General features: G+C 51.2%; 12 protein-coding genes and 2 pseudogenes. 7 read left to right on the top strand and 7 right to left on the bottom strand.

Features of this window, described 5'->3' with window-relative positions:
* Positions 1-2: 2 nt before the first annotated feature.
* Positions 3-995, top strand: a complete 993-nt coding sequence (locus ACHHV8_RS15975; protein WP_395159542.1) for a hydroxyacid dehydrogenase — start codon at positions 3-5, stop codon at positions 993-995.
* A 53-nt stretch (positions 996-1,048) separates the two neighbouring features.
* Positions 1,049-2,080, top strand: coding sequence for a zinc-dependent alcohol dehydrogenase (locus tag ACHHV8_RS15970; protein WP_395159540.1), 1,032 nt, complete (start codon positions 1,049-1,051; stop codon positions 2,078-2,080).
* A gap of 309 nt (positions 2,081-2,389) precedes the next feature.
* Here ACHHV8_RS15970 and ACHHV8_RS15965 read toward each other — a convergent pair whose 3' ends face one another.
* From ACHHV8_RS15965 to ACHHV8_RS15950, 4 genes are all read right to left on the bottom strand, one after another.
* Positions 2,390-2,524: a hypothetical protein gene (locus ACHHV8_RS15965; RefSeq protein WP_395159538.1), complete on the bottom strand. Its 135-nt coding sequence runs from the start codon at positions 2,522-2,524 to the stop codon at positions 2,390-2,392.
* Positions 2,521-3,621 (bottom strand): GerAB/ArcD/ProY family transporter, encoded by a 1,101-nt coding sequence (locus ACHHV8_RS15960; RefSeq protein ID WP_395159536.1) that lies wholly within the window; start codon positions 3,619-3,621, stop codon positions 2,521-2,523. The genes ACHHV8_RS15965 and ACHHV8_RS15960 overlap by 4 nt, the downstream gene beginning before the upstream one ends.
* Entirely contained in the window at positions 3,618-4,823 is a 1,206-nt protein-coding gene (locus ACHHV8_RS15955) for a Ger(x)C family spore germination protein (protein WP_395159534.1), read from the bottom strand. The genes ACHHV8_RS15960 and ACHHV8_RS15955 overlap by 4 nt, the downstream gene beginning before the upstream one ends.
* Positions 4,824-4,904: 81 nt before the next feature.
* Positions 4,905-6,350, bottom strand: coding sequence for a spore germination protein (locus ACHHV8_RS15950; protein ID WP_395159532.1), 1,446 nt, complete (start codon positions 6,348-6,350; stop codon positions 4,905-4,907).
* 97 nt (positions 6,351-6,447) lie between these two features.
* On the opposite strand from ACHHV8_RS15950, the gene ACHHV8_RS15945 reads away from it, so the two are divergent.
* Positions 6,448-6,807, top strand: a complete 360-nt coding sequence (locus ACHHV8_RS15945; RefSeq protein ID WP_395159530.1) for a hypothetical protein — start codon at positions 6,448-6,450, stop codon at positions 6,805-6,807.
* 25 nt (positions 6,808-6,832) lie between these two features.
* Here the strand turns inward: ACHHV8_RS15945 and ACHHV8_RS15940 are convergent, their stop codons facing one another.
* The 3 genes from ACHHV8_RS15940 to ACHHV8_RS15930 are packed head-to-tail and all read right to left on the bottom strand — an operon-like array spanning position 6,833 to position 10,137.
* Positions 6,833-8,692, bottom strand: a complete 1,860-nt coding sequence (locus tag ACHHV8_RS15940) for an EAL domain-containing protein (RefSeq protein ID WP_395159528.1) — start codon at positions 8,690-8,692, stop codon at positions 6,833-6,835.
* The gene (locus tag ACHHV8_RS15935) at positions 8,628-9,401 is read right to left on the bottom strand and encodes a PAS domain-containing protein (protein ID WP_395159526.1); all 774 of its coding nucleotides are present in this window, start codon (positions 9,399-9,401) and stop codon (positions 8,628-8,630) included. Before ACHHV8_RS15935 ends, ACHHV8_RS15940 begins: the two co-directional genes overlap by 65 nt.
* A gap of 19 nt (positions 9,402-9,420) precedes the next feature.
* Positions 9,421-10,137: a PAS domain-containing protein gene (locus ACHHV8_RS15930; RefSeq protein ID WP_395159524.1), complete on the bottom strand. Its 717-nt coding sequence runs from the start codon at positions 10,135-10,137 to the stop codon at positions 9,421-9,423.
* Between the two features lie 265 nt (positions 10,138-10,402).
* Here ACHHV8_RS15930 and ACHHV8_RS15925 point away from each other — a divergent pair.
* The 4 genes and pseudogenes from ACHHV8_RS15925 (at position 10,403) to ACHHV8_RS15910 (ending at position 15,781) form a co-directional block, all read left to right on the top strand.
* A pseudogene (locus ACHHV8_RS15925) lies at positions 10,403-12,225 on the top strand (assimilatory sulfite reductase (NADPH) flavoprotein subunit).
* A 36-nt stretch (positions 12,226-12,261) separates the two neighbouring features.
* Positions 12,262-13,986: an assimilatory sulfite reductase (NADPH) hemoprotein subunit gene (gene cysI, locus ACHHV8_RS15920; protein ID WP_395159522.1), complete on the top strand. Its 1,725-nt coding sequence runs from the start codon at positions 12,262-12,264 to the stop codon at positions 13,984-13,986.
* 218 nt (positions 13,987-14,204) lie between these two features.
* On the top strand, positions 14,205-14,588 hold the full coding sequence (locus tag ACHHV8_RS15915; protein WP_395159520.1) for a hypothetical protein: 384 nt from the start codon (positions 14,205-14,207) through the stop codon (positions 14,586-14,588).
* Positions 14,589-14,794: 206 nt separating this feature from the next.
* Positions 14,795-15,781, top strand: a pseudogene (locus tag ACHHV8_RS15910) (aldo/keto reductase).
* Positions 15,782-15,910: the final 129 nt, after the last annotated feature.

Genomic DNA, 15,910 nt, shown 5'->3' with positions numbered 1-15,910 from the left:
TTATGAAAATGAAAGCGCTAGTACTTTCTCCGGAGTCGCGGTTGAAGGAGGTTTGCTCCGAGCGGTGCCGCGTCTTGTTAAACGAGCATTTTGACGTCAGCTGGAATGAGACCGGCAAAGATTACACCCAAGAAGAGCTGGCCGAGCTGGTTGGCGACGCCGAGGTTATTTTTACAAGCTGGGGTTCCCCCGGCTTGACGGAAGAAGCGTTGAACCAAGCGCCCAAGCTGCGCGCTGTCGCACATGCCGCCGGTACGGTGAAAAGCCTTGTGCCGAAGCAAATTTTCGGCCGCGGCGTCCGCGTGTTCTCCGCCGCTCCGCGCATCGCGCTTAGCGTCGGCGAATACTGCCTTGCCGCGCTGCTCGCTTCCTTGCGGTATTTACCGACATTGAACGATTCGCTGTGCAAGGGTCAATGGAGAGACCTCGGGCTGAAGGGGCGGGAGCTGACCGGCAGCACGATCGGGATTATTTCCGCCAGCTCCACGGCCCGTGCTTTTATTAAGCTGCTGGCCCCGTTTCAGGTGAATGTGCTGATCTACGATCCGTACTTGTCCGAGGAAGCGGCCGCGAGCCTGAATGCGAAACGGGCATCGCTTGAGGAAGTGATGAGCTGCCCGATTATTTCGGTACATGCGCCGAAGCTGCCGGCGACGGAAAGAATGCTGACGCGGGAGCTGCTGGCACGCATTCCCGACGGCGCGATCTTCATTAACTCATCCCGCGCTACCGTCGTGGACGGGCCTGCATTTATGGAGGAGCTGGCGAGCGGCCGCTTCTTCGCAGCGCTTGACGTATTCGAGAAGGAGCCGCTGGCGGCGGACAGCCCGCTGCGCAGCTTGCCTAACGTGCTGCTGACTCCGCATATCGCCGGAGCATCCGTGCAGGGCCATCTTGCCTTGATGGAGGCGGTTGCAGAAGATGTGATCCGCGGACTCCGCGAAGAAAAGACGTCCTACGAAGTGAGCGAGCGCATGTGGGAAGTCATGGCCTAATCCGTTAAATTTATACTTATACGCAGTGTACGAGCTGGAAGGAGACTTGCGAAATGGTTAGAAAAATGTCCGTACCTCCGATGGAATTAGTAGATTACGAGGGGCCCGGCACCCAGATGTGCGCGGTGATGGATGCGATTGGTGAAATTAGCGTCAAACGGGCGCTGATTCCGGAGCCGAAGGAAGGCGAAGTCCGGGTCAAGGTGAAATGGGTCGGCATCTGCGGGAGCGACGTGGAAGTATTCCGCGGTGCCCGCGAGCCGGAATTTATTTCGTATCCGACGCGGCTCGGGCATGAGGTGGCCGGGATTATCGACAAAGTCGGCCCGAATGTGATCGGCGTCAAGGAAGGCGACCATGTCGCTCTGCGCTACGTATGGGGAGCGTTTGCCGAATACGTGTGCTGCACGCCGTTCTCGTTGAAGGTGCTGCCGAAGGATCTGCCCCTAATCGAGGGCTCCTTGATCGAAGTGCTGCCCGGCATAATCCATGCGGCGGAGCTGGGCGAGATTTCCCCTAACAAAAATGTCCTGATCACCGGCCAAGGCGTCAGCGGTCTTGTGATGACTCAGGTGGTCAACATGTTCAGTCCGCGAAACCTGGTCGTTACGGACTTGTTCGATGAGAAATTGGCGCTGGCCCGCAAATACGGTGCTACGCATACGTACAAAATGCCGAACGAGCACGCCAATACGATGGATATCGTCGGGGCCGATTTCCCGGACGGGTTCGACGTTGTCATTCCTTGCTTGCTGGAAGGCGCGGGGATGGTCGATGCGATCAACGCCGCAGCGCAGAATGGCCGTATCGTGATGTACGGCTGCATCGGTACCTGCCACAAGCCGGTCGACTTCTTCAAGGTTCACAAGAAGCGGCTCGACATTCTGTCTACTGAGCCGAAACGGGATATCGACAACCGCCGGTTCTTCGACGAAGGGCTGCGCCTTGTATTGGACGGCTTGGTGAACACGGAGGAAATGATTACCCACGTGGTGCCGCTTGCTGAGGTTTCCCGGGCGTTCCAGCTGAGAAACGAGCATAAGGGCGATACGATTCATGTGATGATCGATTGCGAGGTCAAATAACTTTGGCATAAGAGCCGTCCTTCGGGGCGGTGAGCTTGTTGAGAACTCCCTCACATGGTGGAGGGCTACGGTGGGGTATCCTCCTCCAGAGCTTGGATGCCCCACCTGCATCGAGGCCGCTGAAAAATTAGCGGAGAGTACGGAATCGTTCTGTAGAAGCGAAGCATTCGCCTTTGTCCATGGATTTCCGTACTTGCAGCGATGGCTTTTTCAGTGGCCTCCCTGCGTCTGTATTCATTTTTCGCTTAAGGCGGGTTTATCAATAGCTTGGCCGTCCTTCGGGGCGGCTTTTTGCCTTTTGCCATCTCCTTACTTGTCATTTGTTTTTTCGGCTCGAAGCCATGTAATCAGCGAAAGCAGTAAAGCGGTGAAGGCCATGGAGGCGAGCAGTAACCAAGGAGACTGGTTCAATACGGTGGAATCCCAAGGCAGCAGAATTCTCAAGAGGCAGCCCTTCTTTCGCGCAGCTTGGCAAACATTGAGAGCAGAAGCAAGATTCCCGGCACAATCAAGCAGAGGGGCACCAATACGAACGCGGGGACGACTTTAAACCCGATATGCAGATGCTCGGAGAAATTGCCTGCCATGGTCATGCCGACCACGTAAGCGATAAGAACCGTAATCCAAACAGGCGCCGTATTATTGGACATACGCGCCAGCTCGCGAATACACAAAGCCGCGGCAAGCGTATGGGTGGTGATTTTGATAAATATGGTACATATAAAATATAGGGCCCCGACCGCTTCCAGATTCTCCAAAAAATCCGCGATGCTCAGCATTCTCATCACAACAAAGGACGGGATGATCCCTCTTTGGAATACATGCTCGCCCAAGGCCGTGATCGACAGCAGATCGAAAATAACGATAAAGAAACCGGCCAATAAGCTCGCTCCTACGCTGATTCTGCCAAGATACTCCCGCCTGGACATAAAGCACCAGAGCACGGTCATTTCAATGCTTTCACCGTACGATTGCATGATGCCGGTGGGCCATATGTTTTTCGCTACTCTGCCGACGCCCTCGCCCAGAACCGGCGTCAAATAGTCCAGCCGCAGGCCCCCGGACACCGTAAGCAGAAACATTTCAAGCAAAATAAACAAAACGAGCACCGGCAGAAGAAAGCTGGCGACCCGGCACAATACTTCTAACCCCGCACAAGCGGTGTAGATGACCAGCACCATAAATGCTGCCGTAAAAAACCATGCGGGCGTTTTGGGCAGCAGCGTCAGCGGAGCTAGGAACTTCAAATCGCTAACGCCCCGTCCCAGCTCATACATGAACAAAAGGGGGTACAGCCAGGCGAGCGGCGTCCCCAGCCACTTGCCAAACCGGCTCTGCAGGCAGCCCGCCAACGAAATGTATCCGTTTAATCTGGTAATGACGCCGTAGCCCGCTACGAGTATTGCGCCAAGCAAAGAAGAAACGAGCGCCGAGATCCAGGCGTCGCGTCCGGCATCGGAAGCAAAGCCGAAAATGATCGTTGTTCCTATCTGAAATAAGACAATGAGAGAGAACAGTTGATAGGGCGAGACGGAAATCATTTCATATCCTCCCATTTCGTATCTTTTTGGATAAGACCGGTATTAATCACCTGCACCACCGGCTTGATCACGACTTGGACCTCCGGGAACAAGCGGGTCCATTCCTTGGCGTATTGCTTGTTCCAAGCTTTGTGCTGCTGGCGGTAAATGGCTTGACCGAAGCCGAGAATGTCCGTGCGCAGCGTTTTTTGCGCTTTCAGACAAACCGATTCAATCCGCCGCCGGATGTCTTCGGCAATAAGCGTCCGCAGGAGGGACGTATTCGCCGATTCGCTCAGATCCAGCTTCGACACGTTTTCATATACCTTTAAAGAAGCTGAAACGTCGATATGCATTTGAATTTTTTCCTTGCTCACCACGGGGGTAAGTTTGCTGTGAACTCCGGCAAACTCGGCGCTTATACGGCCGCCCCCAAGATCCGGAGGGATACTGACGGTAATGACGCCTTCTTTCATCTCATTGCGTATCCACATCAGCCCACGGGTTTCTCTGTCATTCAGCCAGCCAACCAGCCGGTCGCCGCGAAACGCTGCCGTTCCCCGCGTAGCCATCACATTTTTGGTGTCTTTGGAATGGGAGGTCCCTTGCTCCGATGAGACAATCGCAATCTGCGGTGCGTAAGGCTCATCTCCCGAATCCATAACCATAGCTAAGAAACGCCCGATGCGGACGGAGGGACCGATGCCTGTTTTGAGTTCTTCCTTAATAACTTCGGAAGCCAGCTTCTCGAATTTCGGCTTGAATTTCAGCATTTCTTCCGCTTCCGTCTTCGTGACCAGCACGAAGCTGTTAAGCTGCGACTGCCGGGCGCGTTCGAAGAAATCCAGCGCCGGCATGACGCCATTTTGCGCAAGCTTCTCTCCGATAATAATAATGCGGTTATGGGAGAAAAAGATTTGCCGTGGCAGCTTTCCTTGAATGTTGCGGTAAGCGTCCATGACGGTTTCGCCTTCCTCGGAGACGATCCAGCCGGCGGTGGTCTCCAATTGGGTTTCTCCTCCCCCGCTGGCGGAGGAAGACGTGCCGACAAGCCTGGGGATCGCCAGAAGCAAGCTGACGCGGATATTGCCGTTTTCCATTAAATCGATGCCTGTGGCTGTCACGATGCCAATATCGTTTACTTCTTTTCTTTCCCAGCAGCCTGATAGCAGGCAAACCAGGATGGCGAAAGGCAGTATTCGCTTGAGGAGGAAATACGGCATCGGAAAGGCTCCTTCCGTCAAAAATATCCGGATCTTCGGCGTATAGAGCGGCATCCTATTTCTGCTCCGACGGGGACGCGGCTATTTGGCTCGCTTCCACCAAGGTATGCGAAGGATGGCATCCCTTAAGCTTTTAAGGTCTATAGGAGAGAACGGAGCGAAATAAGGCTCGCCAAAAGTTCTTAATTTCGATAAGTGGACAAGTAATCCGAGCAAGGCAATCAAAATACCATACAATCCTAAGGTGCCAGCGACGATCATCAAAGGAAAGCGCAGAAAACGGATGGACAAGCCTTGGCTGTATGACGGGAAAATAAACGAAGCGATCCCCGTGAAAGAGACGACGATAACGAGTGAAGCCGATACAAGTCCCGCTTGCACGGCGGCTTGTCCGATCACGAGCGCTCCGACAATACTTATCGCTTGACCTACGGGCCGAGGCAGGCGGATTCCCGCTTCTCTCAAGCCTTCGAAGGCAAGCTCCATAATAAAAGCTTCCACAATGGCCGGAAACGGCACGGCTTCCCTCGAAGCGGCGATACTGAGCAGAAGGCTTTCCGGCAGCATTTCCTGATGCATCGTCGTAATGGCAATATATAAGGATGGAAAGACAAGGGCACTGAAGGATAGCCACAAGCGGAGCCAGCGGGTCGCCGTCGCAATCATGTAATTTTGATTGTAATCCTCGGAAGATTGCAGCATCTCAAAGAAACTGGCCGGCGCCACGAGAGAAAACGGAGTATTATCTACCATAATAACGACCCTGCCTTCTGCGAGCGCAGCTGCCGCCCGGTCCGGGCGCTCGGTTGTCATGACCTGCGGAAAAATGGAATAGCGGTTATCGGCAATCAGCTCTTCGATATAACCGCTTTCCAGCACGGTGCTCAATTGGGTTTTCCTGATTCTGGATTTCACTTCGTTCACCAGATCGGGCCGTACGATGCCGTCTATGTACATGATCGCCAGCTGTGTCCTGGAGAGAAGACCGGCCTGAAGAAATTCGCTTTTCAGCTGCGGCGTTTTTAATCTTCGGCGAATCAGCGTGAGATTAACCTGCAGGCTTTCGATAAATCCGTCTCGCGGGCCCCTGATAACCGGTTCCGTTGCCGGTTCCTCGACCGATCTCGTTTTGAATGAGGCTATACCGATGGCGAGCGCTCCCGGCGACCCATGAACCAAGAGGAACATGGCGCCGCTTAACAAGGCTTCCACGGCCTGATCAAACCGTGTGACAATGTCAACCTTCTCCGATGAAAGCACCTTGCAGCACAGCCAGGACATCAGGTCATTGTCTTGAAGCCAGGATGGTTCCGGTTGGCTGCATGACATCAACGGCTTCAGCAGCTCGGTATCGATCCGTTGTTCATCTACCATACCATCCATGAAGACGGCGAGACCTTCGACATTGTCGAACATAAGGAAGCTGCGAAAAACGATGTCATCGCACCGATCGAATATAGCCCGGAACCGGGCCTCATCTTGAAACAAATTACCTGAAAGCAATGCATTTTCATTTAACTGCTGCACGGGTTCCACCTTCAAACAACGATTTCTAGGCTATTGGTGTATTATTTTCAAATTACTACCATTTGATTCTTCCGTGTGAAATTAAGTGCTGTATGGGATGGCAAAGGGCAGGGGAGAGGGGGAACGACAGAAGGCAGTATCTTTACTGCGCCGATGCTGTAACAGACTTGAATTTTCTATTGTGGTAAAAAAAGGAATAGGTTGTTCCAGTCTCTTCCAGGCTGTCGAGAAAGCCACATTAAGTGAACCATGCGAACCAACGCAGGTGGGGTATCTTCTGGAAGAGTTTACGTCCGCCTTTGAAATTCGTGAAAATGCCTTCAAATCTAATCAAATTCACGGATTTCAACAGCGGCTGGAGGAAGATACCCCACCGGAGTATCACCCAAATTCAGGGTGTCCCGACAAGCTCGAAGAGGCCATTCCAGCTTCTTCCGATCTTTTGAATAACCGTTAAACCTTAAATGAATTCCACCGGAGCCTTAATGTTTATTTCCTTTCGCCGAGAACGCGCTTAAATGCTGGGCTTTATCCGTTGTAATAAAGCTGCACCCCGGAACCAGGAGGCTCTTCCTTAACTGAATCGCCAAATCATTAAGCAGGCGGGTCATGGCGGTGCGTTCATTTTCGTGCATATAAAATTCCAATCCATATTGAAATACACCTGACTGCTGTTCTCTTAGCCATACGATGGCCCCGCACATTTTGACCGCCTTACCGAGAAGGGTCGTCTCGATCTCCAGCACAATGTCCGGATGCACCGCCAGCTTGATATTTGAAATAAACCTGATTCCGCCTATGCCGATATCTTCGATCAGTACCTCCGATTTGCCAAGCTCTATGCTTTTGCCTTTAATTTTGACCACGGTCATCGTGGCGCTCAGAGGGAAGTAAAGCGTGATGCGGAAATATTTCCGCTGATTCTCCATCACTACCTGCTGTCCATTAGCAGGATTGGCGGCAGGTGCCAATGTGCCCTTGCGCAGCAGCTTGGCGAATTCCCCGGCCGGGACGGGCTTGCTGAATAGATAGCCTTGGATAAGCTCGCATTTGAGATGCTTTAAGAGATGCAGCTGTTCTTCGGTCTCAACGCCCTCCGCAACAACCGACATGTTCATCTGATGGGCTAATTGAATGATGGCGGCAATAATGGCATTGTCTTCGCTGTCTTGATATAAATCCTGAATAAAAGACTTGTCGATTTTAAGCGTATTGATTTTTTGTTTAAACCTTTTTAAATAGGAGAGAGAGGAATAACCGGTTCCGAAATCGTCAAGAGAAATGCCGACCCCAAGCTCTTTTAATTCATTCAGGATGGACGTGACCACTTCTTCATGCTCCAATAAGGAGTCTTCCGTAATCTCAATTTCAAGATAAGAGGGATCCAATCCCGTATCATGCAGCACATTCTTAATGGAGCTGACCATTTCTTTATACAAAAACCGTTTGGCAGACACGTTAACGGAGATAGGGATACATGGAAGGCCTGCTTCCTGCCATTGTTTATTCTGATGGCACACCGTTCGTTTCACCCATGTGCTTATGGCGGTGATTAAGCCGGTTTCTTCGGCTAATGACAGAAACTCGTTAGGCGTGATCAGCCCCCATTCGGGATGGTTCCAGCGGATTAAGGCCTCCGCTCCTACGATCTCTCCCGTTAACGCTTTAACCTTCGGCTGGTAATACAACTCCAGTTCGTTTCTTTGGATCGCCTTGCGGAGATCTTTTTCCAGAATAAAAATTTTGTAGGTTTGGACATTCATGGACGAGGTGAATACCTGAAAGTTATTTTTCCCCAGATCCTTCGCACGGTACAGAGCCGAATCGGCAAACTTCATAAGAGATTCGGAATCTTCGCCGTCATTCGGATAAACACTGATTCCCACGCTCGTCGTGATATATAATTCATAATCTTCTATAATAAAGGGCTCGTTCAGCGTTTCGATAATTCTCCGGGCAACGTTTACGGCGCTCTCCGTAGATTGGATATCGGGAAGGACAATGGTAAACTCGTCGCCGCCCATCCTGGCGATAAAATCATTTTGCCTGACGCAATGCTGCAGACGGCCCGAGATCATATTGAGCAGCTGATCCCCGATTTTATGTCCTAACGAATCGTTCACATATTTAAACCGGTCCATGTCCAGGTACATGACGGCTAATTTTTGTCGGCAGGCCCGCGCAACAGCGAGCAATTCCTCAAGCTTTTTTTCAAACATGCGTCTGTTCGGCAGATCCGTCAACGAATCGTGATAAGCTAAATAAGCGTTTAGCTCCTCAACCTGTTTTCTTTTCGTAATATCCAGCACGGTACCTATTACGGCAGGCTGCCCTTGGTACATAATTCTGTTGGAGAGCAGCTCTACATCGATAATCGAACCTGTCCTGCTTAATCACCCGGAACTGATGATGGATCCCTTCATGCTCGTTCGGTATGCTTCTGATATTGTTCTCAACCATGAGCCGATCTTCCGGATGGATGACATCCCATACTTGGAGCCCGATCGTCGCTTCTTGATAACCGAGCAATTTTACCAGATAAGGATTGGCATAGACGATTGTATGATTCTGGATAATATACACCCCGACAAGGGATTTCTCGACAAGACTGCGGTATTTGTCCTCTGCTTCGATTAACGCTCTTTCGGCTTGCTTGCGTACGGTAATGTCCTTGGCAATGGAATGAACGCCGATAATTTGATGATCGACTTTAATAGGAAGCTTGGTCACGCGCAGCTCAACGGCATGTCCATTTTTATGAATACAGGTAAGGTCATAGCTTTGGGGCTCGCCTTGGGCGGCTTTGTGAAAATAATGCCATTGTTTGTCGAGGTCTTCCTGACGGATGAGGTGATTGAACCCGGCGCGGACCAGCTCTTCTTTGGAATAGCCTAATACAGTTTGCAGGGCATCGTTGCAATCTAAAAAACGGCCCTCAAGGTCGAAATAGGAGATGGCCACCATATTTTGCTTAAATAAAGACTGATACCTCTGCGTGCGTTCCTCCAGCAGCCGCTTTGCCGTTTTCTCCTCCGACCTGTCCATACCCATACCGATGATTCCCACCACTTTATCTTGAAAAATGACCGGGGCAATCGAGCATAAGACATCTATGACGTGACCGTCCTTGTGCCGAAGCGGGAGTTCGATTGAAACGGACTCGCCTTGAAGTGACCTTTTCGTGGTACTTCATTGTCGCTTCCAGGTCTTCCGCGCTGAAAAATTGGGTAAAGCTTATTTGCTCGTGCCTAGCATAGCCTGTCATTCGAATGGCTGCTTCATTGACGTCGAGAACATTTCCGTGTACATCCAATACAAAGGTGGCATTAATCGAGTTTTTAAACAGCGATTGATACCGCTGCTCAAGCTTTCTTCGTTCCGTAATATCTTTCGCTATTCCGTATATGCCTGTAATCTGGTTGTTCTCGCTATGGGGGATTGTCGTCATGCTTAGTTCAACGTAATGACCCTGCTTGTGTCTGACGACAGCTTCGAAGCTTTGCGGTGCACCGTTTAATGTATGATGGAGGTAATTTTTCACTTGATTAAATTGATCTGCAGGCATCAACTGCTCCATGAATTCCGGATTCAAATCATCAGAGGTATAGCCCAATATACGGGTAAAAGCTGTATTGGCCTCGACAAGACGCCCTTCCGAATCAAGAGAGAACACCAGGTCCGGATTCAGGTCAAAAAGAGATTGGTATGACGAGGGTGAAGCGCTCAATGATACCGGTCTCCCGTTTTGTTCGGCGGTTTTGGCCGATCGAAATTTAAAAAGTTTCATATGCAGCTCCTCATAATTCACTCATATATTATGTTAAGTTGATTATAGCAGAAATTGTGTATTTTTATTGAATTTTCATGAAAAAAGTATTTTTTTAAATAAAAGTGTTGAAAAATGCCTTTTTATCAGGATAACTTATAGATCTTATAAGGTCATTCTAATTGACCTCCCGGTTCTGCTGTGTTAGGTTCAATATAGTAAAAAAATTAATGAGATACGTATACTAGGAATTAGTATCATTACATGCTATGTGGGGTGGATATCGTTGGAACTTCAAGTAACAAACAGTCCTTTTAATCAGGAGCAAGCAGAGCTGCTTAATCGCCTTCTGCCTACATTAACGGAAACGCAGCGGATTTGGCTGAGCGGTTATCTTACAGCTCTTCACGGAGCTGCAGCCGCGGGAGCTGTCACTGCGGCACCGCCGGCGGCCGCTGCCGTGAACGCTGCGCCCGTGTCGAAAGAAGTAACCGTGCTGTTCGGCTCTCAGACCGGTAAAAGTCAAGGCTTAGCGAAGAAAGTGTCCAAAAAGCTTGAGGATCAAGGCTTCCAGGTAACGCTTTCCTCGATGAGCGATTTTAAAACGAATACATTGAAAAAGGTTCAGAACCTGCTTATCGTGGTCAGCACGCATGGCGAGGGCGATCCGCCGGATAATGCGCTTCCATTCTATGAATTTCTGCACAGCAAGCGGGCGCCGAAATTGGACGGCTTGCAGTTTTCCGTGCTTGCGCTGGGCGATACCTCCTATGAGTTCTTCTGTAAGACCGGCAAGGACTTCGATCAGCGTCTGGAGGAGCTGGGCGGCAAGCGCATCGTAGACCGAGTCGACTGTGATGTGGACTTTGACGAATCGGCGGCGGAATGGATGAACCGCGTCCTGAGTTCTCTGGGTACTGCTTCCGGCTCTGCGGCAGCTCCTAGCCAATCTGTAGCAGCAGTGGAGAGCGGAGAAGCGTCCGAATTTTCCAGAACGAATCCGTTCCAGGCGGAAGTCTTGGAAAATCTTAATTTGAACGGCCGCGGCTCGGACGGGAAACCCGTCATATTGAGCTGTCGCTTGAAGGCTCCAGCCTGCAATATGAACCGGGCGACTGCTTGGGCATCTACCCGGAGAACCACCCGACGCTTGTAAACGAGCTGATTGACGCCATGGGCTGGAAGGCGGATGAGCTTGTAGCGATAAATAAAAATGGCGGCACGGCTACAGTGCAGGAAGCGCTGCTTCGCTATTATGAAATTACCGTATTGACCAAACCGCTGCTGGAGCAGGCGGCCAAGCTGACATCGAACAGCGGACTCAAAGAGCTGTTGGAGAGCGGCCGTGAAGCTGAGCTTAAAGCATATATTAAGGAACGCGATTTGCTGGACCTGGTTCAGGACTATTCGCTTAAAGGGGTTCCTGCATCCGAGTTTGTGCCGATCCTGCGGAAAATGCCTGCCCGTCTGTATTCCATTTCCAGCAGCCCGAAAGCTGCGCCGGATGAAGTGCACGTTACCGTCCGTGCGGTGCGTTATGAGGCAAGAGGCAGGGAGCGGTACGGCGTGTGCTCGGTTCAGCTTGCCGAACGCGTTCAAGCAGGCGACAAGCTGCCGGTATACATTCAGCAGAATCCGAACTTCAAGCTTCCCGAGAATCCGGAAACCCCAATCATTATGATCGGACCGGGAACGGGCGTTGCGCCGTTCAGAGCTTTCTTGGGCGAGAGGGAAGAGATCGGAGCGGAAGGAAAAACATGGCTGTTCTACGGAGACCAGCACTTTACGACCGACTTCCTGTACCAGATCGAATGGCAGCGTTGGCTTAAAGAAGGCGTCTTGACCCGTATGGATGTAGCGTTCTCCCGCGATACGGACCAGAAGGTTTACGTTCAGCACCGGATGCTGGAGAAGAGCAAGGAGCTGTATCAGTGGCTGCAAGAAGGCGCCAGCATCTATGTGTGTGGCGACGAGAAGAAGATGGCGCACGATGTCCATCAGACTTTGCTGACCATCCTCGAACAAGAGGGCGGCTTCAGTCCGGACGAAGCGGCAGAATATTTGACCCGTATGCAACAGCAAAAACGTTATCAGCGGGATGTTTACTAAGCAGGATTCCCGGAGATATCGAGAGGAGAAATCAGTATGTCGGACAACAATTTACTTTCACCGAACAGTGCGCCGCATAGCGACGTTGAGGATATTAAACGCAGAACGAATTACCTTCGGGGGAACCTGGCGGATACGCTGAAGGACGTCATTACCGCTTCGATCCCTGAAGACGAGAACCGGCTTATGAAGTTCCACGGCAGCTATATGCAGGACGACAGGGATCTTCGCAACGAGCGCCACAAGCAGAAGCTGGAGCCTGCTTATCAATTTATGCTTCGCGTGCGCGCGGCCGGCGGGGTCGTCACACCGGAGCAGTGGCTGATGATGGACCGTATCGCGCAAAAATACGCAAATGGAACGATCCGGCTGACAACCCGTCAATCCTTCCAGCTGCACGGCGTGCTCAAATGGAATATGAAAAAGACGATTCAGGAAGTGAATGAAGCGCTTCTCAGCACGCTTGCCGCTTGCGGCGACGTAAACCGTAACGTCATGTGTAACCCGAATCCGTATCAATCCGAGGTTCATGCCAAGGTGTACGAGTGGGCTACCAAAATCAGCAGCCATCTGGATCCGCGGACTCGCGCCTATCATGAGATTTGGCTTGACGGAGAGAAAGTCGTGGACAGCCAGGACGGCGAAGAAGAGCAAGAGCCGATCTATGGAAAAGTATATTTGCCTCGTAAATTTAAAATCGGTATGGCGGTTCCGCCATCCAACGATGTGGACGTATTCTCGCAGGATCTCGGTTTTATCGCCATCATCGAAGAGGGAGAGCTGAAAGGCTTCAACGTGTCTGTCGGCGGCGGCATGGGCATGACTCACGGCGATCCGTTGACGTACCCTCAAGTTGCTCAGGTTATTGGGTTCTGTACGCCGGAGCAGGTCATCGAGGTCGCTGAGAAGACCGTTACGATCCAGCGGGACTACGGCGACCGCGCTGTCCGCAAGCATGCGCGCTTTAAATATACGATTGACGACCGCGGCATCGACTGGTTCATCAATGAATTAAGCGAGCGTCTGGGCTGGAAGCTGGAAGCGGCGCGTCCTTATTATTTTGAGCACAACGGCGACCGTTACGGCTGGGTGAAAGGGAGCAACGGCAAATGGCATTACACGCTCTTTATCCAAAACGGCCGCGTGAAAGACGAGGGCGACTATCTTCTGATGACTGGACTGAGAGAGGTTGCCAAGGTTCATAACGGCGATTTCCGCCTGACTCCGAACCAGAACCTGGTTATCGGCAATATTAGCAGCCAGAAGAAGAAAAAGATTGAAGATTTGATTAAAGAGTACGGTCTATCCGATGGAGTTCATCATACGGCATTGCAAAGAAACTCCATGGCCTGCGTAGCTTTGCCAACCTGCGGGATGGCGATGGCGGAGGCGGAGCGGTATTTGCCTGAATTGCTGGATAAAATCGAACCGATGCTGAACGATGCCGGTTTGCGCGAAGACGATATCGTCATCCGTATGACGGGCTGCCCGAATGGCTGTGCCCGCCCGATGCTGGCCGAAATCTCGTTCATCGGCAAGGCACCCGGCAAATACAATATGTATTTGGGCGGCGGCTTTGCCGGCAACCGGTTGAATAAGCTGTACAAGGAAAATATTGGCGAGACCGAGATTCTGGAATCGCTGCAGCCGATTATTACCCAATACGCGAAGGAGCGGCGGGAAGGCGAGCATTTCGGGGATTTCGTCATCCGCGCCGGCTATGTCAAGGAAGTTCGCTCAGGACAGGACTTCCACTCCTAAACGGCTGCTTGGAATAACGAATAATTTATATTTTATATGGACGAAGTGTATCTTGAAGATGCACTTCGTTTTTTTTGCATTCTATCGAACGGCAGGATTGAATTGTCAGCATTTTCCTCCAAGTGGTAAGATAAAGGGGGGCTGCTAATTCGCAACAAATCCCCCTTTGTTGATTTAGAAGGGGCGGCCCACAATCAGTCAGGAGCAGGAGGATTGCTATGAATACTGGAATGATTGTTCTTCTTGTCGTTATGTTTAGTTTAATTACAGGTACTATTACGACAGTAACCGTCCTAAGGCTGGTTCGGGCACAGCGGACGGAGCTGCGGCAGAGAGAAGGCGTTGTGAATGAGGGGATTCCGGCGAAAGCGACGATTAACGATATCCGTGAAACTTCCTCCAGTATGGATGGCCGGCCGGGTGTGCTGCTGGATTTGACAGTAACCGGAGAGAATGGCCAAGTGTTCCAAGCGGTTACCCGCACTTTTATACCTGTGATTCATATTCCCCGGTTTCAGAAGGGCCATGTGATAGATGTCTGCTATAAGACGGAGGGGGACAAAATCAGGGTGGAGCCTGTGGATGCCTATCTTCCGGGATAGTTTACAGGGTTAGAGTGTACTCTAAGCGAACCTAAGGTCAAATGCTTGAATTTATGATGGAAAAGTCAGATAAACCAGGGAAATAAGGCGGTTTTCTGGCTTTTTTAATGCGCTTGGCATTGGCTTGACTTCGATAAAACTCTAACGGCTATCCTATATGTATATCCATCATCGGATGGACAATTTAAGAGAGCAGAGGCGATCATATGAACACAAGAAAGCTTGGAAGCCATGGGCTGGAGGTATCGGCCATCGGTCTCGGCTGCATGGGGATGTCCGATTTTTACAGCGGACGGGACGAGCAGGAATCGATCCGTACGATACATCGGGCGTTGGAGTTAGGAGTAACCTTTCTCGATACAGCCGATATGTACGGCGTTGGAAAGAACGAGGAGCTTGTCGGCAAGGCGATTAAAGGGCGCCGTGACGAAGTCATCCTTGCAACGAAGTTTGGGAGTGTACGGGGGTTGGGCGGTGAGTTCCTGGGCGTCAATGGCCGACCGGAGTATGTAAAAGCTGCTTGCGAAGCCAGCCTGAAGCGTCTTGGGGTCGACTGCATCGACCTGTATTATCAGCATAGGGTGGACCAAGCACGCCGATTGAAGAAACGATCGGGGCGATGGCTGAGCTTGTGCGCGAAGGGAAAATACGTTATATCGGTATGTCTGAAGCCGCGGCCTCGACCATTCGCCGGGCATATGCCGTCCATCCGATCAGTGCGCTCCAGACGGAATATTCCTTATGGAGCCGGGATGTCGAGGATGAAATACTGCCGGTTTGCCGCGAGCTCGGCATTGGATTCGTGCCATACAGCCCCTTGGGACGAGGCTTCCTGACAGGACAGATTCAAACATTCGAGGAGCCTTGCGGAAGACGATTTCCGCAGATTTCTTCCAAGATTTCAAGGAGAAAATTTCGATAAAAATTTGCAGCTGGTGCAGCTTGTTCGAGCTTTGGCCGCTGAAAAAGGATGTGAGCCGTCTCAATTGGCTCTCGCCTGGCTGTTGGCACTGGGAAAGGATATCGTTCCGATCCCGGGTACCAAGCGAATGGCTTACCTGGAGGAGAACGTCGGCGCGCTGAATGTGACCTTGACGGACGACGATTTGTTACAAATCGACAAGATCGCTCCGAAAGGTGCCGCGAACGGGGAACGATATGGAAAGGAATCAATGAGCAGCTTGAATCTGTAACGTCGACATTCATATTTTGTGGGAAGCGATATAAACTACAGACGGCCCATCAGGGAGTCTGTAGTTTTTTATTTGCATGACTTGTGAGATACCTCGAATTCCGCCGTAAACTTTCCGAGGGTCAGTAAG

This window comes from Paenibacillus sp. TAB_01 (genome assembly GCF_043945595.1).
Lineage (GTDB): Bacteria > Bacillota > Bacilli > Paenibacillales > NBRC-103111 > Paenibacillus_S.
This window is presented reverse-complemented; position numbering and strand designations above follow the sequence as displayed.